The 23,837-nt window shown below is 71.4% G+C and carries 24 protein-coding genes; 11 read left to right on the top strand and 13 right to left on the bottom strand.

Translation table 11 applies throughout. The annotated features are described in order from the left end of the window. Window positions 1–23 precede the first annotated feature (23 nt). Window positions 24–932: a hypothetical protein gene (locus tag ACSYGO_RS31350; RefSeq protein ID WP_426682114.1), complete on the bottom strand. Its 909-nt coding sequence runs from the start codon at window positions 930–932 to the stop codon at window positions 24–26. Between the two features lie 265 nt (window positions 933–1,197). On the opposite strand from ACSYGO_RS31350, the gene ACSYGO_RS31345 reads away from it, so the two are divergent. The 3 genes from ACSYGO_RS31345 (at window position 1,198) to ACSYGO_RS31335 (ending at window position 4,453) form a co-directional block, all read left to right on the top strand. Continuing rightward, complete coding sequence (locus ACSYGO_RS31345; RefSeq protein ID WP_426682113.1) at window positions 1,198–2,079, top strand: hypothetical protein; 882 nt, start codon at window positions 1,198–1,200, stop codon at window positions 2,077–2,079. A gap of 260 nt (window positions 2,080–2,339) precedes the next feature. Continuing rightward, the gene (locus ACSYGO_RS31340; RefSeq protein WP_460388479.1) at window positions 2,340–3,611 is read left to right on the top strand and encodes an ABC transporter ATP-binding protein; all 1,272 of its coding nucleotides are present in this window, start codon (window positions 2,340–2,342) and stop codon (window positions 3,609–3,611) included. Next, complete coding sequence (locus ACSYGO_RS31335; protein ID WP_426682111.1) at window positions 3,608–4,453, top strand: ABC transporter permease; 846 nt, start codon at window positions 3,608–3,610, stop codon at window positions 4,451–4,453. Before ACSYGO_RS31340 ends, ACSYGO_RS31335 begins: the two co-directional genes overlap by 4 nt. An 84-nt stretch (window positions 4,454–4,537) precedes the next feature. Here ACSYGO_RS31335 and ACSYGO_RS31330 read toward each other — a convergent pair whose 3' ends face one another. Both ACSYGO_RS31330 and ACSYGO_RS31325 read right to left on the bottom strand, forming a co-directional pair. Continuing rightward, the gene (locus ACSYGO_RS31330) at window positions 4,538–5,698 is read right to left on the bottom strand and encodes a hypothetical protein (RefSeq protein ID WP_460388477.1); all 1,161 of its coding nucleotides are present in this window, start codon (window positions 5,696–5,698) and stop codon (window positions 4,538–4,540) included. 210 nt (window positions 5,699–5,908) lie between these two features. Then, window positions 5,909–6,247: an ATP/GTP-binding protein gene (locus tag ACSYGO_RS31325; RefSeq protein ID WP_426682109.1), complete on the bottom strand. Its 339-nt coding sequence runs from the start codon at window positions 6,245–6,247 to the stop codon at window positions 5,909–5,911. A 221-nt stretch (window positions 6,248–6,468) separates the two neighbouring features. Between ACSYGO_RS31325 and ACSYGO_RS31320 the strand changes: the two genes are divergently transcribed. After that, window positions 6,469–7,497 carry an LLM class flavin-dependent oxidoreductase gene (locus tag ACSYGO_RS31320; protein WP_426682108.1) on the top strand — a complete coding sequence of 343 codons (1,029 nt, stop codon included), beginning with the start codon at window positions 6,469–6,471 and terminating at the stop codon, window positions 7,495–7,497. 102 nt (window positions 7,498–7,599) lie between these two features. On the opposite strand, the gene ACSYGO_RS31315 is transcribed toward ACSYGO_RS31320, so the two are convergent. Next, window positions 7,600–7,992, bottom strand: coding sequence for an SCO5389 family protein (locus ACSYGO_RS31315; protein WP_028804246.1), 393 nt, complete (start codon window positions 7,990–7,992; stop codon window positions 7,600–7,602). 244 nt (window positions 7,993–8,236) lie between these two features. Here ACSYGO_RS31315 and nucS point away from each other — a divergent pair, with 244 nt between their 5' ends. Beyond that, window positions 8,237–8,908: an endonuclease NucS gene (gene nucS / locus ACSYGO_RS31310; RefSeq protein WP_095936694.1), complete on the top strand. Its 672-nt coding sequence runs from the start codon at window positions 8,237–8,239 to the stop codon at window positions 8,906–8,908. An 84-nt stretch (window positions 8,909–8,992) separates the two neighbouring features. Here nucS and ACSYGO_RS31305 read toward each other — a convergent pair whose 3' ends face one another. From ACSYGO_RS31305 to ACSYGO_RS31290, 4 genes are all read right to left on the bottom strand, one after another. Further along, the gene (locus ACSYGO_RS31305; RefSeq protein ID WP_460388474.1) at window positions 8,993–11,527 is read right to left on the bottom strand and encodes an ATP-binding protein; all 2,535 of its coding nucleotides are present in this window, start codon (window positions 11,525–11,527) and stop codon (window positions 8,993–8,995) included. Window positions 11,528–11,763: 236 nt separating this feature from the next. After that, window positions 11,764–12,087 (bottom strand): STAS domain-containing protein, encoded by a 324-nt coding sequence (locus tag ACSYGO_RS31300; RefSeq protein WP_426682106.1) that lies wholly within the window; start codon window positions 12,085–12,087, stop codon window positions 11,764–11,766. A gap of 191 nt (window positions 12,088–12,278) precedes the next feature. Next, window positions 12,279–13,127: a 3-hydroxyacyl-CoA dehydrogenase family protein gene (locus ACSYGO_RS31295; protein WP_432174588.1), complete on the bottom strand. Its 849-nt coding sequence runs from the start codon at window positions 13,125–13,127 to the stop codon at window positions 12,279–12,281. 210 nt (window positions 13,128–13,337) lie between these two features. Continuing rightward, window positions 13,338–13,979, bottom strand: coding sequence for a TetR/AcrR family transcriptional regulator (locus ACSYGO_RS31290; RefSeq protein ID WP_426682104.1), 642 nt, complete (start codon window positions 13,977–13,979; stop codon window positions 13,338–13,340). Window positions 13,980–14,060: 81 nt separating this feature from the next. Between ACSYGO_RS31290 and ACSYGO_RS31285 the strand changes: the two genes are divergently transcribed. Genes ACSYGO_RS31285 through ACSYGO_RS31275 form a run of 3 tightly spaced genes read left to right on the top strand, consistent with a single transcriptional unit; the run spans window position 14,061 to window position 16,189 of the window. Next, a complete protein-coding gene (locus ACSYGO_RS31285) occupies window positions 14,061–14,843 on the top strand; it encodes an ABC transporter ATP-binding protein (protein WP_460388471.1) in 783 nt (260 codons plus the stop codon). Window positions 14,844–14,853: 10 nt separating this feature from the next. Further along, window positions 14,854–15,603 (top strand): ABC transporter permease, encoded by a 750-nt coding sequence (locus ACSYGO_RS31280; protein WP_359499880.1) that lies wholly within the window; start codon window positions 14,854–14,856, stop codon window positions 15,601–15,603. A 13-nt stretch (window positions 15,604–15,616) separates the two neighbouring features. Beyond that, complete coding sequence (locus ACSYGO_RS31275) at window positions 15,617–16,189, top strand: cob(I)yrinic acid a,c-diamide adenosyltransferase (protein WP_028804238.1); 573 nt, start codon at window positions 15,617–15,619, stop codon at window positions 16,187–16,189. 284 nt (window positions 16,190–16,473) lie between these two features. On the opposite strand, the gene ACSYGO_RS31270 is transcribed toward ACSYGO_RS31275, so the two are convergent. Genes ACSYGO_RS31270 through ACSYGO_RS31250 form a run of 5 tightly spaced genes read right to left on the bottom strand, consistent with a single transcriptional unit; the run spans window position 16,474 to window position 19,840 of the window. Continuing rightward, complete coding sequence (locus ACSYGO_RS31270) at window positions 16,474–16,665, bottom strand: hypothetical protein (RefSeq protein WP_426682102.1); 192 nt, start codon at window positions 16,663–16,665, stop codon at window positions 16,474–16,476. Then, complete coding sequence (locus tag ACSYGO_RS31265; protein WP_426682101.1) at window positions 16,665–17,051, bottom strand: hypothetical protein; 387 nt, start codon at window positions 17,049–17,051, stop codon at window positions 16,665–16,667. Before ACSYGO_RS31265 ends, ACSYGO_RS31270 begins: the two co-directional genes overlap by 1 nt. A gap of 51 nt (window positions 17,052–17,102) precedes the next feature. Beyond that, on the bottom strand, window positions 17,103–18,566 hold the full coding sequence (locus ACSYGO_RS31260) for a sensor histidine kinase (RefSeq protein WP_426682100.1): 1,464 nt from the start codon (window positions 18,564–18,566) through the stop codon (window positions 17,103–17,105). Beyond that, a complete protein-coding gene (locus ACSYGO_RS31255) occupies window positions 18,563–19,243 on the bottom strand; it encodes a response regulator transcription factor (protein ID WP_095936685.1) in 681 nt (226 codons plus the stop codon). Before ACSYGO_RS31255 ends, ACSYGO_RS31260 begins: the two co-directional genes overlap by 4 nt. 15 nt (window positions 19,244–19,258) lie before the next feature. Next, window positions 19,259–19,840: a hypothetical protein gene (locus ACSYGO_RS31250; RefSeq protein ID WP_426682099.1), complete on the bottom strand. Its 582-nt coding sequence runs from the start codon at window positions 19,838–19,840 to the stop codon at window positions 19,259–19,261. A 153-nt stretch (window positions 19,841–19,993) separates the two neighbouring features. On the opposite strand from ACSYGO_RS31250, the gene ACSYGO_RS31245 reads away from it, so the two are divergent. The 3 genes from ACSYGO_RS31245 (at window position 19,994) to ACSYGO_RS31235 (ending at window position 23,798) form a co-directional block, all read left to right on the top strand. Then, window positions 19,994–21,178, top strand: coding sequence for a sensor histidine kinase (locus ACSYGO_RS31245; protein WP_432187721.1), 1,185 nt, complete (start codon window positions 19,994–19,996; stop codon window positions 21,176–21,178). After that, on the top strand, window positions 21,175–21,816 hold the full coding sequence (locus tag ACSYGO_RS31240; protein WP_460388468.1) for a response regulator: 642 nt from the start codon (window positions 21,175–21,177) through the stop codon (window positions 21,814–21,816). The genes ACSYGO_RS31245 and ACSYGO_RS31240 overlap by 4 nt, the downstream gene beginning before the upstream one ends. Before the next feature lie 146 nt (window positions 21,817–21,962). Next, window positions 21,963–23,798, top strand: a complete 1,836-nt coding sequence (locus ACSYGO_RS31235) for a glycosyl hydrolase family 18 protein (RefSeq protein ID WP_426682096.1) — start codon at window positions 21,963–21,965, stop codon at window positions 23,796–23,798. The last annotated feature ends 39 nt before the right edge of the window (window positions 23,799–23,837 follow it).

Raw genomic sequence — 23,837 nt, 5'->3', positions numbered from 1 at the left:
CGCCGTCCGTGCGGTCCCGGCCCTCAGTCGTCGGGACCCCGGCCGTCCGGGCGGGGTGTGTCAGGGTCCCGGCCGTCCGGGCGGGGTGCCAGCAGGCCGTCGAAGTCGGTCCACCCCTCCCAGCGCCAGACGTCCTTGTCGAGTTCGGGCTGCAGGGGCACGAAGCGGCCGAGCTCGAAGTCGCCGGCCTCCAGATCGAACCAGCGCTCGTCGGCGACCTCGGTGCCCAGGCCCACGGTCCGCGCGGTGAGCCGCACGAGCAGTTTCACACCGTGGGAGTCCGACAGGTCCTTGCCCTGGATGTGCCGGAACGGCAGCTCGGACACCGGCGCCTGGACGGGTATCCACACGGTGAACGGCGCCCCGCGCTCGACCGCGAGCCAGTAGCGCTCGTCGGCCGGCTCGCCCTGCGCGTCCAGCACCTTCAGCCACTGCTTGTAGATCACGAGGCTGCCGTCGTGCGGGGACTCCTCCAGGTAGCGCAGGTGCGCCCGGGCCCGCAGGTCGACGACCGAGAGGTTGTCGAAGCGGTTGTAGAAGCGGACGGCGATGATCGCGTCGTCGCTGTGGGCGTGCCGGCGCGAGTAGCCGGGGAAGTCCGCGGTCCAGGCGTGCGAGATGCTCGCCCGCTGCCGCCAGACGAAGGGCCGCAGGGCGAACAGCTTGATCAGGACGATGCCGAGGAGCGCCGCGGGCGCCAGCGCGCCGGTGACGGAGGCGACCGTGGCGAGCAGCTGGTGCGCGGTGCTGTCCGGTTCGGGGTTGAGGTTGTCGGTGCCGACGCCGGCGCGCAGCACGGACAGGCTGAGGTCGAAGAGCCGCTCGCCGTCCGAGAAGCGCTGCGCCATCGACCGGGTCGAGTGTTCGGTCAGGGTCCAGCCGACCGCGATGAGCACGGAGAGCCCGGCCAGCGCGCCGAGCGTCATCAGCACCAGGGCGTGGACCGTGCGGCCTGCGATCCACCAGCGAACGGACGTACGGAACCGCGGATGCGCCCGGCTTCGCCCCGAGCGCCTCAGTAAGCTCAACTCGCATCCCCCGTAGCCGACTTGGTCCCACTCGTACAATGGGACGGCATCATTCCCGGTGTCCGTTCCGGCCAACCCCGTCCACGTGGGGAGATGAGCCCCCGCCCCGGGTACATCCCGCGTGGAAGGCTGTGCCCGTATCGCGCGACCACCCCCGAAGGGCGTCACCGTGACGACGAAGGACCGAAGCCTCGAGGCGCTGGGCCTGGACGACGTGCCCGCGAAGAAGCCGCTGACCTATCCCGGCCGGCCCACGACGGAGCCGTCCCTGCTGACCGGCGGGGAGCTGCTCCAGCTCGACGTACGGCCGCTGCGCCTGGGCGAGTGGTACGTGGAGGAGCGGCAGGAGCAGCAGCGGCTCGACGAAGCGCTCGCCGACCTCGGCCAGGTGGCCACGGGGCGCCGCCATCCGGTCATCGCCGTCGGCTCCAACGCCTCCCCCGGCCAGGTCGCCCACAAGCTGACGCGGCTCGGCATCCCCGCGACGGTGCCGATGGTCCCGGTGCGGGTGCACGGCATCGCGGTGGGCTGCTCAGGACACATCAGCCCGGCGGGCTATGTGGCGGGGACGCCCTACGTGGACCGGGACGCCTCGGCCACGCTGGTGGTGACCTGGCTGGACTCGACACAGCTGAAGGCGGTCGACGACACCGAGTTCCCCGACTACCGGCGGGCGATACTCCCCGGCGACGCGTTCGCGATGACGATGCCGTCCGGGGAGCGCCTCGGCGGCGCGTACATCTACTTCAGCGCGCACGGCGTGCTCGCCGACCCGGCCACCGGACGGCCGCGCGCGGGCGGCGGCGACCAGGCCGAGCTGCTCGCCCATCTGCTCGCCGACTCGGCGCGGCTGCGCGAGCTGCTCGGGCCCGACCCGGCCACCTGGGTGCGGCGCGCCGGAGCCGACCGGTCGCTGCGGGAGCGGGGCACGCTGGTCTTCGGCGAGGAGGGCTGGGTCCTGCCGCAGACCGACTTCCTGCCCTACGTCGACGAGTCGGCGGACCTGCGGCTGTACGACGACCTGCCGCCGTTGGGCGACTCGCTGCCGTAGCGCACGCCGGGCCGGACACCCGGGGGGCCGGGTTCCGGCCGTGTCTCCGGGCCCTCCGGAACGTTTCCGGAACACGGCGGTTTCTGCTCCCCGGGGTTCCGTTTCGCCCCTGGCCTGCGAAGACGCGTACCTGACAACGCGACCGTGTGACCTGCGTAGTTTTACTTCCCCTTGAGTGGAACCGTCAGCGCCCCGATATCCTCCTAACCCTTACGGGGGCGTGTGCCCCGACGTCCTGAACCTTTCGATGGGTGCGGAGCATGATCGAGGCAGTCGGCCTGACGAAGCGCTACGGCGCCAAGACGGCCGTGTACAACCTTTCCTTCCAGGTGCGGCCGGGCGCCGTCACCGGCTTCCTCGGGCCCAACGGCTCGGGCAAGTCGACCACCATGCGGATGATCCTCGGCCTGGACAACCCCACCTCGGGGCATGTGACCATCGGCGGCTTCCCCTACCGCAAGCTGCCGAACGCGCCCCGTCAGGTCGGCGCGCTGCTCGACGCCAAGGCCGTGCACGGTGGCCGCCACGCCCGTAACCACCTGCTGTGCCTGGCCCAGCTGTCCGGCATCCCCGCCCGCCGGGTGGACGAGGTGCTCGGTGTCGTCGGCCTCCAGGACGTCGCCAAGAAGCGCTCCAAGGGCTTCTCGCTCGGCATGGGGCAGCGGCTCGGCATCGCCGCCGCGCTCCTCGGCGACCCGCAGGTGCTGCTCTTCGACGAACCGGTCAACGGCCTCGACCCCGAGGGCATCCTCTGGGTCCGCAACCTGATGAAGTCCCTCGCGGCGGAGGGCCGGACGGTCTTCGTCTCCTCGCACCTGATGAGCGAGATGGCGCTGACCGCCGACCACCTGATCGTGATCGGCCGCGGCCAGCTGCTCGCCGACATGAACATCAAGGACTTCATCTCGCACAACTCGGCCGACTTCGCCCGGGTCCGTACCCCGGACACCGAGCCCCAGCAGCGCGAGAAGCTCACCGCCGCGCTGACGGAGGCCGGCGGCCAGGTGCTGCCCGAGCAGGACGGCGCCCTGCGCGTCACCGGTCTGCCGCTGCCCCGCATCAGCGATCTCGCACACTCCGCCGACGTACGCCTGTGGGAGCTGTCGCCCCATCAGGCCTCGCTGGAGGAGGCGTACATGCGGATGACGCAGGGCGCCGTCGACTACCGCTCGACCATCGACCAGAAGGCCGGTCTCCAGCAGGAGCTGCCGCCGGGCGCCGTGCCCCAGCCGCAGATGCCGGTCGCCGGCCAGGGGCAGCCGGGCTGGTACGCCCCGCCGCCGCCCCAGCAGGGCGGGCAGCCGTTCTCGATGCCGCAGGGGCAGCCCGGCCCGTACGGCGCCCCCGCGAGCGGCGCTCCGGGCCCGTACGGCGCTCCGTCCGCACCCGCGGGCGCGGACGGCAACCCGTACGCCCAGTCCGCGCCCCAGGCGCCCGTGCAGGCTCCCGCGCAACCGCCCGCCGCCGCACCGGCTGTTCCTGCCGCTCCCGCCGCCGCACCCGACCTGACCAAGCCCGAGGACGCCCGATGAGCACGCCCCAGCCCCCGATGCCGCAGCAGGCCGCCGCTGCCCCCAACTGGCAGGCGGCGCCCGGCGCTTCGTACACCTCACCGATCCCGGTCACCCGCACCCACATCGGTCACGCGCTCACCTCCGAGTGGACGAAGATCAAGTCGGTGCGCTCCACGATGTGGACGCTCGGCATCTTCCTGCTGCTGGTGATCGGCATCGGCTTCCTGGTCGCCGCGCAGACCACGAACGAGGACTTCACCGACGTCCCGTACACCATCCCGGCCTTCTTCGGCCTGATGCTCGGGCAGATCTGCCTGATCACGCTGGGCGTCCTGGTGGTCTCCTCCGAGTACGGCACGGGCATGATCCGTACGACCTTCACGGCCTCGCCGCAGCGGCACCGGGTGCTCGCCGCGAAGCTGATCATCTTCTTCGCGGTGGCGTTCGTCGTGTCGGCCTTCTCGATCGCGCTCGTCGGCATGATGACCTCCGGGATGCACGGCGGCTCCTCGGACGTCGGCTGGGGCGGTTCGGTGATCATGGGCGCGCTGTACGTCTCGCTGCTCGGCGTCCTCGCGCTCGCGGTCGGCTCGATGCTGCGCCACTCGGCCGGAGCGATCACCACCATGCTCGGTGTGGTGCTCGTGCCCGCGATCATGCCCGCGTTCCTGATGATGTCCGACAGCATGCGCACCATCGGCGAGAAGATGCAGGAGTACAACGCGCCCAACGCCCTCGCCCGGATCTTCCAGCTGGACACCGAGAGCGGTCACGGCGGGGCGCAGCTCGGCCTGCTCGCCGGGGTCACGGCCGCGGCGATCATCGGCGCGTTCGTGCTGCTGGAGCGCCGGGACGTGTGAGTCCGCCCCCCGAAGAGGGGCGCGCAGAGGCGACGGGGCGAAGGTCGTGAAGACCTTCGCCCCGTCGCCTTTGTCCTGTGACCGTCACACCCCGCCGTCGGTGGCGGCGGCGTCCGCCTCCGCACCGCTGTCCGCGGGAGCCTGGTCGGCCGCACCTTGGTCGCTCGCGCCCTGGTCGGTCGCGGTCTGGTCGGTGGCACCCTGGTCGGTCGCACCCTGGTCAGTGGCACCCTGCTCGGTCGCGGTCTGATCGGTCGCGTCCTGCTCAGGGACAACCTGCTCCTGGCCCTGCTGGTCGCCGGTGCCCTGCTGCGCCGGGTCCGTGCCCTGCTGGTCGCCGGTGCCTTGGGCATCGCCAGTGCCCTGCGCGTCGCCCGTGCCCTGCGCGTCACCCGTGCCCTGCTGGTCGCCGGTCCCCTGCGCGTCACCCGTGCCCTGCGCGTCACCAGTCCCCTGCGCGTCCGGCGGAGTCTTCTCATCGGGCGAGGTCTTCTCGTCCGGCGAAGTCTTCTCGTCCGGCGAAGTCTTCTCATCGGTCGGCGTCTTCTCGTCCGGCGAAGTCTTCTCGTCCGGCGGAGTCTTCTCGTCGGGCGAGGTCTTCTCGTCCGGCGGAGTCTTCTCATCGGGCGGCGTCTTCTCGTCCGGCGAAGTCTTCTCGTCCGGCGGAGTCTTCTCGTCGGGCGAGGTCTTCTCGTCCGGCGGAGTCTTCTCATCGGGCGAGGTCTTCTCGTCCGGCGAAGTCTTCTCGTCCGGCGGAGTCTTCTCGTCGCCCTCCTTCTTGATCCCGTCCTCGTCCTTGAACTGCTTCGGGTCGTTGATGTTGATCGTGATGTTGATATTGACGTTGTTTATGTTGACGTTCGTGATGTTGGTGACGTGCTGAACGAAGAAGCTGGGGTTGTTGCGGCTGGCCACGAAGTACCGCGGCTCATGGTTCTTGACGACGTAGTAGCACTTGTGGTGGTCGTCCCAGTAGAACTTGTAGGTCTTGTACCAGCACGAGTACTTCTGATTCTTGTGCTGCTTGAAGGACTTGAAGTGCTTGGACTTCTTGTCCCAGCAGTAGTTCTTGTGGTGACCCTTGTGTCCGTCCACCGTGGTCACGGCCGACGTCGCGGACATCGGGGCCGCCGTCGCGGCGGTCGCCGGCAGAATCACGGCTCCGCCGATCACGGCAGCCGACGCGGTCATGGTCGCCAGGCCGAGCAGACCCTTGGAACGAACGCCGTCACGCTTGCTGGTCATGCGAGTCATGGTTCTCTCCTCCTGAAGTGAGAGGCGCTTCCGCGCCTCCGGAGCCTCGGTTTCTTCCGGTGAGGTCCGCACTTCAAGTAGGCCCGCATCCCGCGACAGGGTCACGCTCCGAGGATTCGGGGCTTGACGGCACACGAGACCACAGGTAAAAGCCGCGCCGACGAGCCGCCGGCACCCGCTCGGCCGGGCTCCCGGGCCCCGCTAGAACCTGGGCGCGTTACGGGGCCGCTGCACCCGCGAGGTACGGCGGTCCTTCGCGTTCCAGCAGGCCTTGTGCCAGTGGCGCCGCTCGTCGACGCCCGAGTGCTCCGGCCACGCCACCACGTGCGGTACGCCCGAGGGGATCATCTGGTCGCAGCCGGGGCAGCGGTACGTCTTGCCCTCGGCGCTCGCGCCCGCGACGTGGCGCACGCTCCACTCCTCGCCCTGCCAGCTCTCCGAGGACTGCCAGCCGCCGTAGCGGTCGGCCCGGTCGTCCTCTGCGGACGCGCTGCGGCCGGGGCTGCCGGCGCCCTTCGAACGGTTGCGACGCGGGGACACGGAACACCTCACGGAGCTATACAGGGAGCAGCGGCCATGTCCAGCCTACGCGGCGCGCACAGGGGTACGCGTACTGCACCAACCCGCACAGATCGCCCACCGGGCGGCCCATTTCGCAGACAATCCGCAAATCTCTCCGCCAGGCCGTGACTTCGGCACGTGTCACGCGGTTATGCCGGGTGGGGGAGCTCCGTGTCGGAGCCGAGGAAGCAGGAAGTGCCATGCACGTTGGAAGTTTTGTACTGGCAGCGCAGTTCCCGGGACAGGGCCACGGGGAGGCCCTGCACCGTGCGGTGCGGTCCGCCGAGGTCGCGGAAGAAGCGGGCCTCGACTCGGTCTGGCTGGCCGAACACCACTTCGTGCCGTACGGCACGTGCCCGTCGGCCGTCACGCTCGCCGCGTATCTGCTCGGCCGCACCAGCCGGATCCGCGTCGGCACGGCGGTCAGTGTGCTGCCCACCGCACATCCCGTGGCACTCGGCGAACAGGCCGCGCTGCTGCACCTCACGTCCGGCGGACGGTTCTCGCTGGGTGTCGGGCGCGGCGGCCCCTGGGTCGATCTGGAGGTCTTCGGCTCGGGTCTCGACGCGTACGAGAAGGGGTTCCCGGAATCACTCGATCTGCTGGTGCGCTGGCTGCGCGAGCCGTCCGTGGCGAGCGACTCGGGGCGCTTCCGATTCCGTGAAGTCCCCGTGGTTCCCCGGCCGTCGGAGGCACTGAGCGGCGTCCCCGGCCCCGAGGTGGTCGTCGCCTGCACCTCTCCGGCGAGCGTGCGGCTCGCCGCGGAGCGCGGGCTGCCGATGCTCCTCGGCATGCATGTCGGGGACGAGGAGAAGGCCGAAATGGTGGCCCTGTGGCGGCAGTGCGCGCGTGGGGCGGGACGCCCGGCGGACGAGGTGTACGGGGCGGCCCATGTGTCCGCCGGTGTCTGCCAGATCGCGGACCGACGTACCGACGCCGTCGAGACGCTCGTCAAGGCCATGCCGGGCTGGCTCAAGCACGGTCTGGAGGCCCATGTGACGGTCGACGGCCGCACCCGCTCCATGCGCGACCCCCTGGCGTACACCGAACTGCTCTGCGGCCTGCACCCGGTGGGGACCCCACGGCTGTGCGCCGACCGGCTCGCGGCGACCTCGGAGCGCACCGGCATCACCCGCTTCGCCCTGCTGGTCGAAGGCTCGGGAGACCTCGCGGCGACCGAGGAGAACGTCCGCCGGCTCGGGGCCGAAGTACTGCCCCACCTCGGCTGACGTGACGCGGCCGGCCCCACGGGCCGGATGTGCGGGGAGCTTGCCGCCCAGTACGAATGCACCTCCCGCGTACGGAGCGGCAAGCCATACGGCATCACCGTGTCAGCAGTCCCGGAACTCCGGGGACTGGTTCAGCACCTGACTGCGGACGGAGGTGAAGCGTGCCAGCGTGTCGTCCACCGAGGCGTCCAGCGGGAACACCGCCACCCGGTGGCAGTTCTGGAAGGCCAGCCGCACTCCGAAGTGCCGCTGCAACGCGCCGCGAATCGCGTCACTCGCGAGCGCACGCAGCAGCTGCCCACGTGCCTGCTCGTCCGGCGGGGGCGTCTGGTTGTCGGCGAAGTTGCCGCCGTCCACCTTCAGCTGGGCCACCAGGGAGCTGATCATCTCCCACGCGTAGGGCAGGGAGGTCCGGACGCAGTCGACGAATTCAGCTTCGTCGACCTCGCCTCGCTCGGCCTGTTCGAGTAGGGCCGGTGAGACGTCGAGCGACATGGGTTCTCCTCTCGCACCCCCAGACCTCGGGGGTTGCCGGACAGGGACAGGGAATTCGCGATGTCGAACACGGTGAGTACACACACCGCGACCTCCCGTTTATACGGTAAGCAACGGACGGTGACGGCACCAGGAGAATGCGCACATAGCGAACTCCCAGTAGGCACACAATCAGCCACCACGGAACATGCGCCTTCCAGGGCGAATCGCGTGCACCCGGGCCCGTCGAGTAGCGTTGCCGACCATGCGTCTCGTCATTGCCCGCTGTTCCGTGGACTACGCGGGCCGGCTCACCGCCCATCTCCCGTCGGCCCCCCGCCTCATCCTGGTGAAGGCGGACGGCAGCGTCTCGATCCATGCCGACGACCGGGCCTACAAGCCCCTCAACTGGATGTCGCCGCCCTGCACGCTGAAGGAGGGTTCCGGTGACGAGGAAGGCACCTGGACCGTCATCAACAAGGCGGGCGAGAAGCTCATCATCACGATGGAGGAGGTCCTCCACGACTCCTCGCACGAACTCGGCGTCGATCCCGGCCTGATCAAGGACGGCGTGGAAGCGCACCTCCAGGAGCTCCTCGCCGACCGCATCGAGACGCTCGGCGAGGGCTACACGCTCATCCGCCGCGAGTACATGACGGCCATCGGCCCGGTCGACATCCTGTGCCGGGACGCGGAGGGCCGGACCGTCGCCGTGGAGATCAAGCGGCGCGGCGAGATCGACGGTGTCGAGCAACTCACCCGCTACCTGGAGCTGTTGAACCGCGACCCGCACCTCGCGCCGGTGCGCGGCGTCTTCGCCGCCCAGGAGATCAAGCCGCAGGCCCGCGTGCTCGCCACCGACCGCGGCATCGGCTGCACGGTCCTGGACTACGACGCGCTGCGCGGCATCGAGGACGACAAGCTGCGGCTGTTCTGACCCCCTGAGGGTCCCGCCGGGGCAATGGGAGTGGGCCCGCACCGTCCGTGGACGGTGCGGGCCCACTCCCATTGCCCTGTGCGGTCAGATCAGCGCGCCGCCCGGCGACGCGGCGGTGCCGCTGCTCTCGGGGGCGCCGGCCGTGGTGCTGGCCGGCGCGCTCGACGCGGGGCCGCTCGCGCTGTCCGACGTGGTCGGTGTCGTCGTCGGCGTGGTGGTCGTCGGCGTCTCCGTCGGAGTCGGGGTCGAGGGCGTCGTCGGGGGCTTCGACGTGGACGACGGCGGCTTCGAGGTGGACGACGGCGGCTTGGACGTGGACGACGGCGGCTTCGACGACGAGGACGGCGGCTTGGTCGACGGCTTCGAGCTGTGCGAACCGCTCGGTTTGTCGGACGGCTCGCCGCTGTCGGTCGCCGACGGCGGCGTCGGGTCGTCCGACGTCCCGTAGGTGCCGTCGGGGCCCGGATCGGTGGGCGTGGGCACCGACCCCGTGTCGGAGTCGGAGTCGCCGTCCTTCTTGGCCTTGTCCGCACCCAGGCTGTCGTCGTCGCCGCCCTGGGTGGCCGAGGGGTTGACGCCGACCTTCTCGGACGGGGGGTTGTCCTCGTGGTTCGAGGTCGCGCCGAGCGTCACCACGGTGCCGAGCACCGCGACGAGGAGCGCGCCGGCCCCGGCCGCCACCAGATTGCGGCGGGTGCCGCTGACCAGCCGGCCCGCGACGCCCATGGGCTTGCCGGCCAAACGGTCGGGCTCCGCCCGGTGGGTGACCAGCGTGGTGGGTTCGGCGGGCGGCTCGGCGAGCACGAAGGCCGCCGGCACCCCGCCGGGCGGCGATGCCGACTCCTCGTAGCGCGCGGCGGACACCTCCTCCCCGGCAGCCGTGCCGGCACCGGACCCGACGGTCCCGGAGCGGTCGGCGACCAGCGCGAGGGCGCGGCGGCCCGCGACGGTGCCGCGCTTGTCGGCGAGCGCGCCGCGCAGCCCGATGGAGGCCTCCAGCTCGGCGCGGGCCCGGTCGAGCTGGCCTCCGCAGAGCGCGAGGATGCCCAACTCGTGGTGGAAGTAGGCCTGTTCGGCGACCTCGCCGGAGAGCCGGGATGCCTCGGAGCCGGCGCGCAGCATGCGTTCCCAGGCGCTCCAGTGCAGGCCGGCGGCGAAGGCGGGCGCCGCGGTGCGGGCCAGCCGTACGCCCTGGTTCTCCTCGTCCTCGTCGTCGAGCGGAGCCGTGGAGAGCGGCACGAGCACGGTCAGGGCGGCGAGCAGGGCGTCGGCTTCGGCGCACACCCGCTCCGGGGTGACCGAGGGGTGGCCGGCCCACCAGGTGTAGTGCCGGGCGGCGGTGAACGCACGCTCCTCCAGGTCGTCCGCGTATCCGGCGGCCTCCAGCTGGGTGAGCACGCCGGCGGCGAGCCGGTAGCGGGAGCCGACCGGGGAGACCAGCGCGCAGTTCGCGAGCTCGGCGAGCGCGGCGTCGGCGTGGGTGTCGCCGACGAGTGCGGGCAGGTGCGCCTGGTGCGGGACCTCGCCGCCGAGCGCGACGGCGAAGCGCAGGGTGGTGCGCGCCGAGTCGCTCAGCCGGGACGCGAGCAGCGCGGCGGGCGCGGCACCCTCGGCGAGCGAGGGCAGCGGTACGTCGTGGCCGTCGCCGGCGTCGAAGGGCGCGTCGACCGGCGCCTCCTGGAAGACGCCGAACTCGTCGAAGGCCTCCTCGCTGGCCCGCAGCCGGTCGCGCTGCCGCAGCAGCGCCCCGGCCTGCACGAAGCGCAGGGGCAGGCCCTCGGACTCGAACCAGAGGTCACCCGCCCAGTTCGCCTCGTCCTCGGTCAGCTCGCGCCCCACGGCCCGTTCGAGCAGTTCCAGACCGCCGCTGCGGTCGAGGCCGCCGAGGAGCACCTCTTCGAGGAGCGAGTCGGCGGACGCCGCGGGGACGTCGGGGGTCGTGGCGATCAGGAAGGCGCACTCGGGGGTGGCGTCGAGCAGTTCGTCGAGCGCGCTGCCGCCGATCTCGGCGTCGTCGAGGACGACGACCGCGCCGATCTCGTGGACGTGCCGGAGCAGCTCCTCGCGTTCCGGGCGGTACAGGGGTGCGGAGTACACGGCCGTGAACAGGTCGTGCAGCAGGTCGTCCGCGGTGCGCCGGTGGCCACAGAGGCGGACGACGCCGTCGGGGGCGAGGTCCGCGCAGTCGTCGGCGACGGCGTCGAGCAGGCTTGTGCGGCCCGATCCCGACGGCCCGGTCAGGCGTACCGAGCGCCCGCGCGCGAGGAGGCGTACGAGCCGCTCACGCTGCTCCTGGCGCTCCAGGAGCGGCAGCCTGGGCTGCGCCGGGCCGGGTGGCACCGGTGGCCGGGCGGCGCGGGCCAGCTCGGCCCGCTCGGCGGCGCTGAACTTCACCGGCGGCTGCGGCCGCTCGTTGGGCGGGCAGTTCTCGATCTCGCTGCCGTCGACGGGATTGACCGTGAGCAGGAAGTCGCCCGCGACGAGCTGGACGGTGCGGGCGAGTGCGGGCGAGTGCTGGCCGAGGTCAGCGGTGAGCGGGTCACGAGGCGGGCGCGAACGAGGCGCCTGGCCGTCGTCTTCATGGCCGTACTCTTCGGGTCCCCGGTTGTTCGGGTCCATGTTCCAAGCCCCCCAAAAGCGTCGTGTGCCAAGCCCCTCCCGGCCTTGCTGCACACCGCGCTGTCGCTTCTGGTCCGGTGCCCGCTCTCAGGGTTTCGGGCGGCGGGCAGCCGAACCCTAAACCTTCGCACAGTATCTATGAACAGGCGGGGTACCGCGCCGTCCGAGACGTCACAGCTTCGTGAGGATTGTGCGCGTGGTGCCTTTGGTACGCCGGTCGGGACGGGTACGAGGGCTCACACCCGGGGCAGGGAGTCGACGCCGATGCCGCCCTCGATCGCCAGGATCCGGTGCAGCCGGGTGGCGACGAGCAGGCGTTGCATCTGTGGTGGCACGCCGCGCAGCACGAGTCGTCGCCCGCACCGCCCGGCCCGTCGGTGGGCTCCCATGATGACGCCGAGTCCGGTGGCGTCCCAGGAGTCCAGTCGGGACAGGTCCAGCACCAGGTCGCCGGCTCCGTCGTCGACGGCCGAGTGCAGGACGGTACGGGCGTCCGCCGCGCTGCGTACGTCGAGGCGGCCCCCGACGACCAGCTCGGCGTGGTCGCCCCTGATGTACATATGCGCTCCCCGAGAGTGCGTCTCGTACTCCGCGTTGTGTCTGTGTTGCATCGTCTGACTGGCTGAGGCCCGCAGAGGTTGCCGTCTGTAAGCGAACCGATACCGAATTCACCTCATGGAGTGATGCTCCAGAGGCTCGTGCGGATCCCGTGCCGGATGCGGCGCCCGGTGTCCGGGCGCCGCGGGGTCGTTCAGTGCTTGTAGAAGCCCTGCCCGCTCTTGCGCCCGATGTCACCGGCGTCAACCATCCGGCGCATCAGCTCCGGCGGCGCGAACTTCTCGTCCTGGGTCTCGGTGTAGATGTTGCCGGTGGCGTGCAGCAGGATGTCGACGCCCGTCAGGTCGGCCGTGGCCAGCGGGCCCATGGCGTGTCCGAAGCCCAGCTTGCAGGCCAGGTCGATGTCCTCGGCACTCGCCACGCCGGACTCGTACAGCTTCGTCGCCTCGACGACGAGGGCCGAGATGAGGCGCGTCGTGACGAAGCCGGCCACGTCGCGGTTGACGACGATGCAGGTCTTGCCGACGGACTCGGCGAACTCCCGGGCGGTGGCGAGCGCTTCGTCGCTCGTCTTGTAGCCGCGGACCAGCTCGACGAGCTGCATCATCGGCACCGGCGAGAAGAAGTGCACACCGACGACGCGCTCCGGGCGCTCGGTGACTGCCGCGATCTTGGTGATCGGGATCGCGGAGGTGTTGGAGGCGAGGACGGCGTCGTCGCGGACGATCTTGTCGAGCGTCCGGAAGATCTCGTGCTTGACCTCGAGCTTCTCGAAGACGGCCTCGACGACGACGTCGGCGTCGGCGGCCGCGTCCAGGTCGGTGGTGGCGGTGATGCGCGCGAGCGCCGCGTCGGCGTCCGCCGCTTCCAGCTTGCCCTTGCTCACGAACTTGTCGTACGAGGCCTTGATGCCGTCGAGGCCACGGGTGAGGGCCTCGTCGGTGACGTCGCGCAGGACGACGTCCCAGCCCGCCTGCGCGGAGACCTGGGCGATGCCGGACCCCATGAGTCCGGCTCCGATGACGGCAAGCTTCCGTGCCACTCCGACTCCCCTACTGCGTTTCCCCGGGGGACGCCCCCCGGACCCCCAGCCGAAAGAAAGGTCAGCTGGGTCGACCGGCGCTGACTTCGCAAGGCGACCCCGGGTAACCCTGAGTTGCCTCTCCGGCGGACCCTAGCGCTCGTGAGGGCCTGTGTGACCGGTAAGTAATGCGCGTCACGTCTCATCTGACGGACATCACACCGGCACGGGTCATTGCGCCCCCCGTACGGCGTAGTTGAGGACCTTCTCGCTCAAAAGGTCCTCCATGTCGTCGAGGAGGACGAGCACCTCGCGCGACACTTCGCCAGGATCTCGACCGGCCATCATCTTCCTGCCGATGACGGACATCACGGTCTGGTGGATCCAGTTGATCTGGCCGGCCACCAGACCGGGCAGCGGGTCGTCGTCGGACGCGCCGGTCTCCTCGCGCAGCGCCTCCTCCAGGTTGTCGAGGACCTCCTGGGCGATCGCCCACAACCGCGAGCGGAGCGCGGGGGCTTCGTGGATGACATGCATGAAGCGGGCATAACCGGCCATCAGGCCGAGCCGGGGCGAGACGGCCTCCGCCTCCTCGCGCAGTTCGCGCAGGACCGCGGCGGCGGCGGACTCTCCCGCGCTCCGGCCGCGCACCCAGCGCGCCAGCCGGTCGACGACCCCCCGGGAGCGGTCGAGGAAGAGGTCCTCCTTGGCCGGGAAGTAGTTATAGACGGTGTTCACGGAGACGTTCGCCGCGTCAGCGACCTCCGCGACCGTGACCGCGTCGAAGCCCCGCTCCAGGAACAGCCCCGTGGCGACGTCCGAGATGTACTGCCTGGTCTGGCGCTTCTTCCGCTCCCTGAGCCCTTCAGCCATGCCCGCATCGTAACTTTCGCTGGAGCTCCTGAAATCTTGGAGTCATTGCAAAATTTCAGTGACTCTGTTTTTCTGGGCGGCATGGCAATCATCAGTACGGCCGGCTTGGCCCGTACCTTCCGGACGAAGAGCGGCCCCGTGGAGGCGGTGCGCGGCATCGACCTCACCGTGCGGCCGGGCGAGATCCTCGGATTCCTCGGCCCGAACGGCGCGGGCAAGACGACCACGCTCCGGATGCTCACCACCCTGCTCGCGCCGACGGGCGGCGCCGCCACCGTCGCGGGCCATGACCTGGCCACCGATCCGGCCGGGGTCCGCCGGGCCTGCGGCTATGTCGCGCAGTCGGGCGGCGTCGACGGGCAGATCACCGCGCGGGAGGAACTGGTCACCCAGGGCCGCCTGTACCGCCTGCCGAAGGACCGGGCCGTGGCACGCGCCGAGGAACTGGCCCACGACCTCGGCCTGACGGAGCTGCTGGACCGCAGGACGTCGGCGCTCTCCGGCGGCCAGCGGCGGCGCCTGGACATCGCGATGGCCCTCACGCACCGGCCTCGGGTGCTCTTCCTGGACGAGCCGACGACCGGTCTGGACCCGGGCAGCCGCGCCGACCTCTGGGACCTGATCCGCCGTCTGCGCGACGACCACGGCACGACGGTGTTCCTCACCACCCACTATCTGGACGAGGCCGACGCCCTCTCCGACCGCCTGGTGATCGTCGACCGGGGCGTGGTCGCCGCCGAGGGCACGCCGGGCGCCTTGAAACTGGCGTACGCCGGCTCGGCCGACGCCTCGCTCCAGGACACCTTCCTCGCCGTCACCGGACGCGGGCCGGCCCCGGCCGACACCGCCCCCGTAGCCGTATAGGACCGCCCCGATGCTTCTTCACGACACCGCGCTCATCTACGGCCGGTATCTGCGCCAGTCGCTGCGCTCGCGCTTCGCGCTGCTCTTCGGCGTGCTGATGCCGCTGCTCTACCTGCTGTTCTTCGGCCCCCTGCTCACCGGGCTGCCACTGGGCGGGCGGGGCAGCTCGTGGCAGCTGCTCGTGCCCGGACTGCTGCTCCAACTCGGCCTGTTCGGCGCCGCGTTCGCGGGCTTCGCCGTCATCATCGAGAACGGGCAGGGGGTGCTGGAGCGGATGCGGGTGACACCCGTCAGCCGGCTGGCCCTGCTGCTCGGCCGGGTGCTGCGCGACGCCACCGTCTTCGTCTTCCAGGCGGTGCTGCTGGTGCTGGCCGCGGTGGCGATGGGGCTGCGCGCCCCGCTGCCGGGTGTGCTCATCGGATTCGCGTTCGTCGCGCTGCTCACCGTCTCGCTGGGCTCGCTGTCGTACGCGATGGCGATGAAGGTCGCCACCCCGCAGGAGTTCGGTCCCGCGGTCAACGCCCTGACCATGCCGTCCATGCTCCTGTCCGGCCTGATGCTGCCGATGAGCCTCGCGCCGGGCTGGCTGGACGTGCTCTCGCACTTCGTCCCGTTCCGCTATCTGGTGGACGCGGTGCGTGACGCGTACGTGGGCTCGTACGCCACGGCCCACATGCTGTACGGCGTCGTCGTGGCCCTCGGCTTCACCGCGCTCTCCGTGACGGTGGGCACACGGGTCTTCCGGACGGCCGGAGCGTAACTACGCTGGCCTCATGGTCAATCTGACACGCATCTACACCAGGACCGGCGACCAGGGCACCACGGCCCTCGGCGACATGAGCAGGGTCGCCAAGACCGACCTGCGGATCTCGGCGTACGCCGACGCCAACGAGGCGAACGCGGTGATCGGCACGGCGATCGCGCTCGGCGGGCTCGACGAGGAGATCATCACGGTCCTCACCCGTGTGCAGAACGACCTGTTCGACGTGGGCGCGGACCTGTCGACGCCGGTGGTCGAGAACCCGCAGTTCCCGCCGCTGCGGGTGGAGCAGTTCTACATCGACAAGCTGGAGGCGGACTGCGACCGCTTCAACGAGCGGCTGGAGAAGCTGCGCTCCTTCATCCTGCCCGGCGGCACTCCCGGGGCGGCGCTGCTGCACCAGGCCTGCACGGTGGTCCGCCGTGCGGAGCGGTCCACGTGGGCCGCGCTGGAAGTGCACGGCGAAGCCATGAACCCGCTCACCGCGACCTACCTCAACAGGCTGTCCGACCTGCTGTTCATCCTCGCCCGCACGGCGAACGGCGAGGTCGGGGACGTGCTCTGGGTCCCCGGCGGGGAGCGCTGAGGGCTCTCCCGTAATCCCTGGTGGATCAGCGCGCGGCGTCAGATGCGGTGCGTCGCAAGGCGGAGGGTTGTCCTCATACCGGGCGTATTCGGGCGATCCGACAACGCGGCGAGGTGCCGTAGCTGTCGTCGTGCGCCCGCCGGGGATTACGGGACAGCCCTCAACCTCCCGCCCGAAACCATCCGGACGGCGAGGGGCGCCCCGGCCGGTCCGCGTCACGCGGACCCACGTGCCGTGGGCGTCCCTCGCCTTCTTCCTTCCCGCCGGTCACCGGCCCGCGCCCGTCACTTGTCGGTGCGCGCGTCCCGGTCGGCCTCCGCCGCCGCCGACTCGGCGGCGTCCACCTTCTTCTGCATGTCGGCGTACCCCGAAGGGGTGGCGGACGACGGCTCGGCCGCCGGACCGTCGTGCGCCCCGCAGCCCACGGCGAGCCCCAGGGCGAGCACAACCGCCGGCAGGACCCGCAGCGCGCGCATCACCTCGCCCCGTTGTCGTGGTCCGCGCACCAGGTGCGGACGTCCTTCAGATCCTTCTGCCGCTGCTGAAGCGTCGTCACCAGCGACGTGCGGAAGGTCAGCCGGTCCTTCAGGTAGGTGGCGATCTCGTCGTGACCCGCCTTCTTCGCGTTGGCCACGCGCTGCTCCAGCCGGGCGACCGAGCCACGCCTGCCCGGGCCGGCCTGGAGGCGCTTGAGCGCCCGGTCGATCCGGTGGTCGATCTTCGGCGCCCGCTTGCACAGCGCCTGCGCCCCGTCGCCCGTCGGCCCCGCCGCGGGAGAACTCTCCGCCGTGGCCGCGCCCGTGGCACCCGCGAGCAGGGCCACCGTGGCCAGCCCCGCGATGAGCGGCCGTCGTACGTACATGTGCGTCTCCGTTCCCCGGACGGCCCCGTCGTCCGTCCGCCGCAGCGGAGGCTAGGAGGCGTCCTTGGGGAAACTCTGTGACCGGTTTGCCCCCACCGTGCCGATCAGCCAGTCCCTGCGTCCGGGCAGTTCGCCGCCCGCTCGCGGCAGCCGCACCTCGAAGCGCGCCCCGGTGTCGTCCGGGCCGTCGGCCACCGTGACGCTCCCCCGGTGCAGTGCCGTCTGCTGGGCGACCAGGGTCAGGCCGAGGCCGGAGCCGGTGCTGGCCGGGCCCCGCCGGAAGCGTTCGAAGATCTGGGCGCGGGCCTCCGGGGGCACCCCCGGTCCGCGGTCGTCCACCGTGATCACCACCTGCTCCCCCGCTCCCCGCACGGCCACCGTCACCTCGGCCGGCCGCTCCCCCTCCCGGCCGTGGGCGAGCGCGTTGGCGAGGAGGTTGTCGAGCAGCAGCCGCAGGCCGGGTTCCCAGCCGTGGACGGTGAGCCCGGGGGCCGCGTCCAGGGTGATCCGGGCTCCGGGTGCGCGCCGCCGGGCCTCGGCCACTGCCGCGTCGGCGGCCTCCGGCAGGTCGACGGTCCGCAGCGCTTCCGCCTCCACCAGGTCCCCGCGCCCCAGTTCGCGCAGCATCACCAGCAGGCCGAGCAGCCGTGCGTGTTCGCGGCGCAGGTCGGTGAGGACCTCGGTGCGGTCCGGGTCGGGGAGGCGTGGATGGTCGGCGAGGATGTCGAGATTGGTGCCCATGCTCATCAGCGGGGTGCGCAGTTCGTGCGAGGCCGCGGTGGCGAAGGAGCGCGCGGTGTCCAGGGCCTCACCGGTGCGCACGGCCTGGGCGTCGTAGCGGGCGAGGACCGTCTGCAGGGTGGCGGCCAGCTCGTCCACCTCGGTCAGCCCGGTCGGCTCGTGATGCAGCCGCGCGGTGCTCGTCCGCGGGTCGAGGCCGGCGGCGCGACGGTTGAGGCGGCGCAGCGGACGGCCCGCCCCGGCGGCGACACCCCACGCGAGCAGGCCGGAGAGCGGGGCCGCGAGCAGCGCGGTGGTGACCACGCGCCTGCGCACCAGCTGGAGTTGGGCGCGGTCGGCGGTGTCCTGCGCGAAGACCCACAGGGTGCCGGAGACCCGGGCGCCCGCGACCGGCACGGCAAGCGCCCGCCAGCTGTCGCCGTCGGCGCGGACGGTCACCGGAGCGGACGTGTGGTCCGGCAGCGGGACGGAGGGGTCCGGCTGCGGTCCGCCGCTGTACGTCGTCTCCGGTCCGACGACGCGTACGCCGACGTCGAGGGCGGCGCTGTAGAGCCGCCGTTCCCTGGTGTCGGCCGCCTTGGGCCGGTCGTTGGCACCGGCTCGCAGCAGCGCGAGGGCGTCGGGGACGACGGCCGCGGCCCGCTTGCGCAGGTGGTCGTCCTCCACCCGGTGCAGGTCCCGGGAGACCAGCTGGAGCAGGAGCCAGCCGGAGGCCAGGACGAGCAGTGGCACGGTGAGTGCGACGGCGAGCCCGATGCGGGTCGAGAGCCTCACGGCTCCTCCCGCAGGACGAAGCCCACCCCGCGCACGGTGTGCACCAGCCGCCCGGCGCCGCCGGCCTCCAGTTTGCGGCGCAGGTAGCTGACGAAGGTGTCCACGGCGTCGGTGCGCACATCGAAGTCGTAGCCCCACACGCGCTCCAGGAGCTGGTCGCGGGTGAGGACGAGCCCGGCGTTGCGAGCGAGCACCTCGAGGAGTTCGAATTCCCGCCGGGTCAGCTCCAGGGCCCTGCCGTCGCGCTCTGCGGTGCGGGCGGCCGGGTCGACGACCAGGCCCGCCACCCGCAGCACCTCATGGCCCGTCGGGGGGCGGCGGCGCAGCAGTGCGTGCAGCCGGAGCACGAGTTCCTGGAGGGCGAACGGCTTGACCAGGTAGTCGTCGCCGCCCGCCTGGAGTCCGGCGATGCGGTCGGCGGTCTCGTCGAGCGCGGAAAGCATGAGCACCGGCAGGTCCCGCCCGTCGTCGCGGAGCCGGGTGCACACCTCGATGCCGCTCATGCCGGGCATCGAGACGTCCAGGACGAGTACGTCCGGCGGCTCGTCGCGGACCGCGTCGAGCGCCTCGGGACCGCTGTCGGCGGTGCGGACCCGGAAGCCGCTCAGTCGCAGCCCGCGTTCCAGTGACCGTCGTATCGCCGCGTCGTCGTCGACGACCAGCACCGCACCGCTCATGCGCCTCGCCCCTCCTCATCGCCCGGTCAGGGTACGGCCCTCCTTCTCGCGGGCGGCAGCGGCGGCCGGGCTCCGCTTGGGCCAGAACAGGTAGGACAGGGCGATCAGCCCGTGGATCACGACGATCCGCAGGGCGACCCACTGCCAGGAGCGCAGCGGGCCGGTGTCGCCGGCGTCGCCCACGTACCAGACCGCGGACTGGAGCAGGGCGAGGGCGACGGCTGCCGCGAGCAGCGTGCGCAGCCAGAGCCGGCCCTCGTACCGGGCGCGGGCCGTCCCGTGGCGCGGCGGCTTCGGCGGGCGCGGGCCGCCGGCCAGCCGGTGGGCGGCATGGCCGTCGAGCCATCGGACCGTGAAGTGCCCGTAGCCGACGGTGAAGCCGATGTAGAGCGCCGCCAGGCCGTGTTCCCAGCCCGGCTCGCCCCCGTTCCTGAGGTCGACTGCCGTCGCCACGAACAACACCACCTCCAGCAGCGGCTCGCACAGCAACAGGGCCGCGCCGGTGCGCCGCAGTCTCAGCAGGTAGCGGGCACCGAGGCCGGCGGCGAGCAGCACCCAGAAGCCCACCTCGCAGGCGATGACCAGTCCGACGATCACGGTTCGCTCCTCTCGCTCGTCGTTCCAGGCTCGCCGCTGCGGATGCGCGCTTCGTCGTCGGCGGTGACGAAACCGCGGTACACCGAAAGATGCAGTCGGGGACCGTTCCCCGGGAGCACGCGGGCGGTCCGGCGGCCGTGTTGGATGGAGGGCATGGCTCTGACGCTCCCCCGCCCGCACCGCGACGACGTACGCATCGCGGTCGGCGGGCTGCTCGGCGGGCTGGCGCTGTGGGGCGTCGGTCTCCACAGCCGTGGCCCGAGCGATCCGATGGCGCGCGTCGACCAGCGCTGGGCGGTCCTCGTCCCGCTGGTCGTCCTGGCCGGCTGTGAGCTGATGCGGCGCACCCGGCCGCGGACCGCCCTGTTCATCGGCACGGTCGCCCTCGTCGCGGATCTGCTGACGCGGGGCAGCCTGGCCAGCGTGGTGATGTTCACGGACCTGGTGTACGCGGCGGTCCTGTACGGCTCGCCGGCCGCGGCCCGCCGCATTCCCTGGATCACGGGGCTGGTCACGGTGATCGCGACCGTGTGGCCGGTCGTCCTGTGGCGCAAGCCGGAGGGCCTGCTGATCGGGGCGTTCACCGGTCTGGTGACCTTCACCCCGGCGGCCACCGGCTGGATCGTCCGCAACCACCGTGACACCGCCGTCGCGGAACGGCTGCGGGCCGAACAGACGGCGCTGCTGGCCGAGATGGACCGGGTCCAGGCGGTCACGGCCGAACGAGCCCGGATGGCAAGGGAGTTGCACGACATGGTCGCCAACCACCTGTCCGCCATCGCCATCCACTCCACGGCCGCGCTCTCGCTCCGCGATCCGAGGACGTCCGAGGACGCCCTCGCCGTCATCCGGGAGAACAGCGTCGAGGGGCTCGCCGAGATGCAGCGGCTGATCGGCATCCTGCGCGACGGCAGCGGGGACGACGAGCCGGCCGCGGCGCCCACCCTGGACGGGCTCGGCGCGCTGGTGGACGGCGCCCGCGCCAACGGGCTGGACGTCGCGCTCAGCGCCGACCACGGCAAGGTGCCGGCGCCGGTCGAGCTCGCCGCGTACCGCATCGTCCAGGAGTCCCTGACCAACGCACTCAAGCACGCGGGACCGGGCCGGGTGACGGTCGCGCTGGCGCTGCGGGACGACTGGCTCACCACGCGTGTCAGCAGTCCGTACGCCGGCCGGGACCGTCCGCGGGCACCGGGATCGGGGGCCGGCCTCGTCGGCATGCGGGAACGGGTGGCCCTGCTGCACGGCACGTTCGAGGCCGGTCCCGAGGACTCCCCCGGCGGGAGGGTCTGGACCGTGCGGGCCGCCCTGCCCCTGAACCGAGGAGCAGCCGCATGATCCGGGTGGTCGTCGCCGAGGACCAGTCCGCCGTGCGCGCCGGGCTCGTCCTCATCCTGGGCAGCGCGCCCGACATCGAGGTGGTCGGCGAGGCGGCGGACGGCGAGCAGGCGGTGCGGCAGGCTCGCCTGCTCCGGCCGGACCTGGTCCTGATGGACGTGCAGATGCCCCGGCTGGACGGGGTGTCGGCCACCCGTCAGGTCGTCGCGGAGCGGCTCGCCGACGTCCTGGTGCTCACCACCTTCGACCTCGACCAGTACGTGTTCGGTGCGCTGCGCGCGGGCGCCGCCGGCTTCCTGCTGAAGAACGCCGAGGCGCGGGACCTGCTGACGGCGGTACGGACGGTGGCGCGCGGGGAGGGGATCGTCGCACCGGCGGTCACGCGCCGGCTGATCGCGGAGTTCGCCGCCTCGCCGGTGCGCGACCCGTCCGTCGACGCGGCCGTGCTGGACACCCTGACCCGGCGGGAGCGCGAGGTGCTGTCCTGCCTCGGCGAGGGACTGTCGAACGCGGAGATCGCGGCACGTCTGGACATGGCGGAGGCGACGGCGAAGACCCATGTCAGCCGTCTGCTGGGGAAGCTGGAGATGCGCAACAGGGTCCAAGCGGCGGTACTGGCGCAGGAGTTGGGCGTCTAGCACCCGGTACCGACACCGCATCATCCTCACTGGTCCAGACCTATTGACCTATGGTCCAGACCTTTCTATTCTCGCCGCACTGCGCTTAGCCATGCCCACGACACCGCCTGCCCCCACAGGCGATCAGACTCAAGAGGAGAGGCATCATGCGCTTCCGGCAGAGAGCCCGACACAGAACCGTGGCAGGGCTCACCACCCTGCTCCTCCCCCTCGCCGCACTGGTCGGCCTCGCGGGCCCCGCCCACGCGGCCGCCGGCGCCAAGGCCACGTACACCAAGACCCAGGACTGGGGTACCGGCTTCGAAGGCAAGTGGACGGTCACCAACACCGGTACCACCAGCATCAGTTCCTGGACCGTCGAGTGGGACTTCCCCTCCGGCACGTCGGTCACCTCGGCCTGGGACGCCGACGTCACCTCCTCCGGCAACCACTGGACCGCCAAGAACAAGTCCTACAACGGCACCCTCGCCGCGGGCGCCTCCATCTCCTTCGGCTTCAACGGCTCGGGCTCCGGCTCGCCCTCCAACTGCAAGCTCAACGGCGACAGTTGTGACGGCACCACCGTCCCCGGGGACGCGGCCCCCTCCGCGCCCGGCACCCCGACCGCCTCCTCGATCACCGACACCTCGGTGAAGCTGTCCTGGTCCGCGGCCACCGACGACAAGGGCGTCAAGAACTACGACGTCCTGCGCGACGGCGCCAAGGTCGCGACCGTGACCACGACCTCGTACTCGGACACCGGGCTGACCGCCGGCACCGACTACTCGTACACCGTCCAGGCCCGTGACACCGCCGACCAGACCGGACCGGTCAGCGGCGCGGTCGCCGTGCACACCACGGGCGGCACCACCGACCCGCCGCCCACCGGCAACAAGGTCAGGCTCGGCTACTTCACCGAGTGGGGCATCTACGGCCGCAACTACAACGTCAAGAACCTGGTGACGTCCGGCTCCGCCGCCAAGATCACGCACATCAACTACGCCTTCGGCAACGTCACGAACGGCCAGTGCGCCATCGGCGACTCCTACGCCGACTACGACAAGGCCTTCACCGCCGACCAGTCCGTCAGCGGCACCGCCGACACCTGGGACCAGCCGCTGCGCGGCAACTTCAACCAGCTGCGCCAGCTGAAGGCCAAGTACCCGAACATCAAGGTGCTGTGGTCCTTCGGCGGCTGGACCTGGTCCGGCGGCTTCGCGCAGGCGGCGGCCAACCCGACCGCCTTCGCCCAGTCCTGCTACAACCTGGTCGAGGACCCGCGCTGGGCCGACGTCTTCGACGGCATCGACATCGACTGGGAGTACCCGAACGCCTGCGGCCTGAGCTGCGACACCAGCGGGGCGGCGGCCTACAAGAACCTGATGCAGGCGCTGCGCGCCAAGTTCGGCTCGAACAACCTGGTCACCGCGGCCACCACCGCGGACGGCTCCTCCGGCGGCAAGATCGACGCCGCCGACTACGCGGGCGCCGCACAGTACGTCGACTGGTACAACGTGATGACGTACGACTTCTTCGGCGCCTGGGCGGCCCAGGGCCCGACGGCCCCGCACTCCCCGCTCACCTCGTACAGCGGCATCCCGACGGCCGGCTTCACCACGGCCGACGCGATCGCCAAGTACAAGGCGAAGGGCGTGCCCGCGAGCAAGCTGCTGATCGGCATCGGCTTCTACGGGCGCGGCTGGACCGGCGTCACCCAGGACGCCCCCGGCGGCACCGCGACCGGACCGGCCGCCGGCACGTACGAGCAGGGCATCGAGGACTACAAGGTCCTCAAGACGTCCTGCCCCGCCACCGGCACCATCGCCGGGACGGCGTACGCGCACTGCGGCAGCAACTGGTGGAGCTACGACACCCCGGCCACCATCGGGACCAAGATGACCTGGGCCAAGAACCAGGGCCTGGGCGGCGCCTTCTTCTGGGAGTTCAGCGGCGACACCAGCAACGGTGAACTCGTCAGCGCCATCAACAGCGGCCTGTCGTAGGAAAGTCGGAACCACCGGGCGTCACTGACGCCCCTCCCC

Source organism: Streptomyces krungchingensis (genome assembly GCF_054729265.1).
This window is presented reverse-complemented; position numbering and strand designations above follow the sequence as displayed.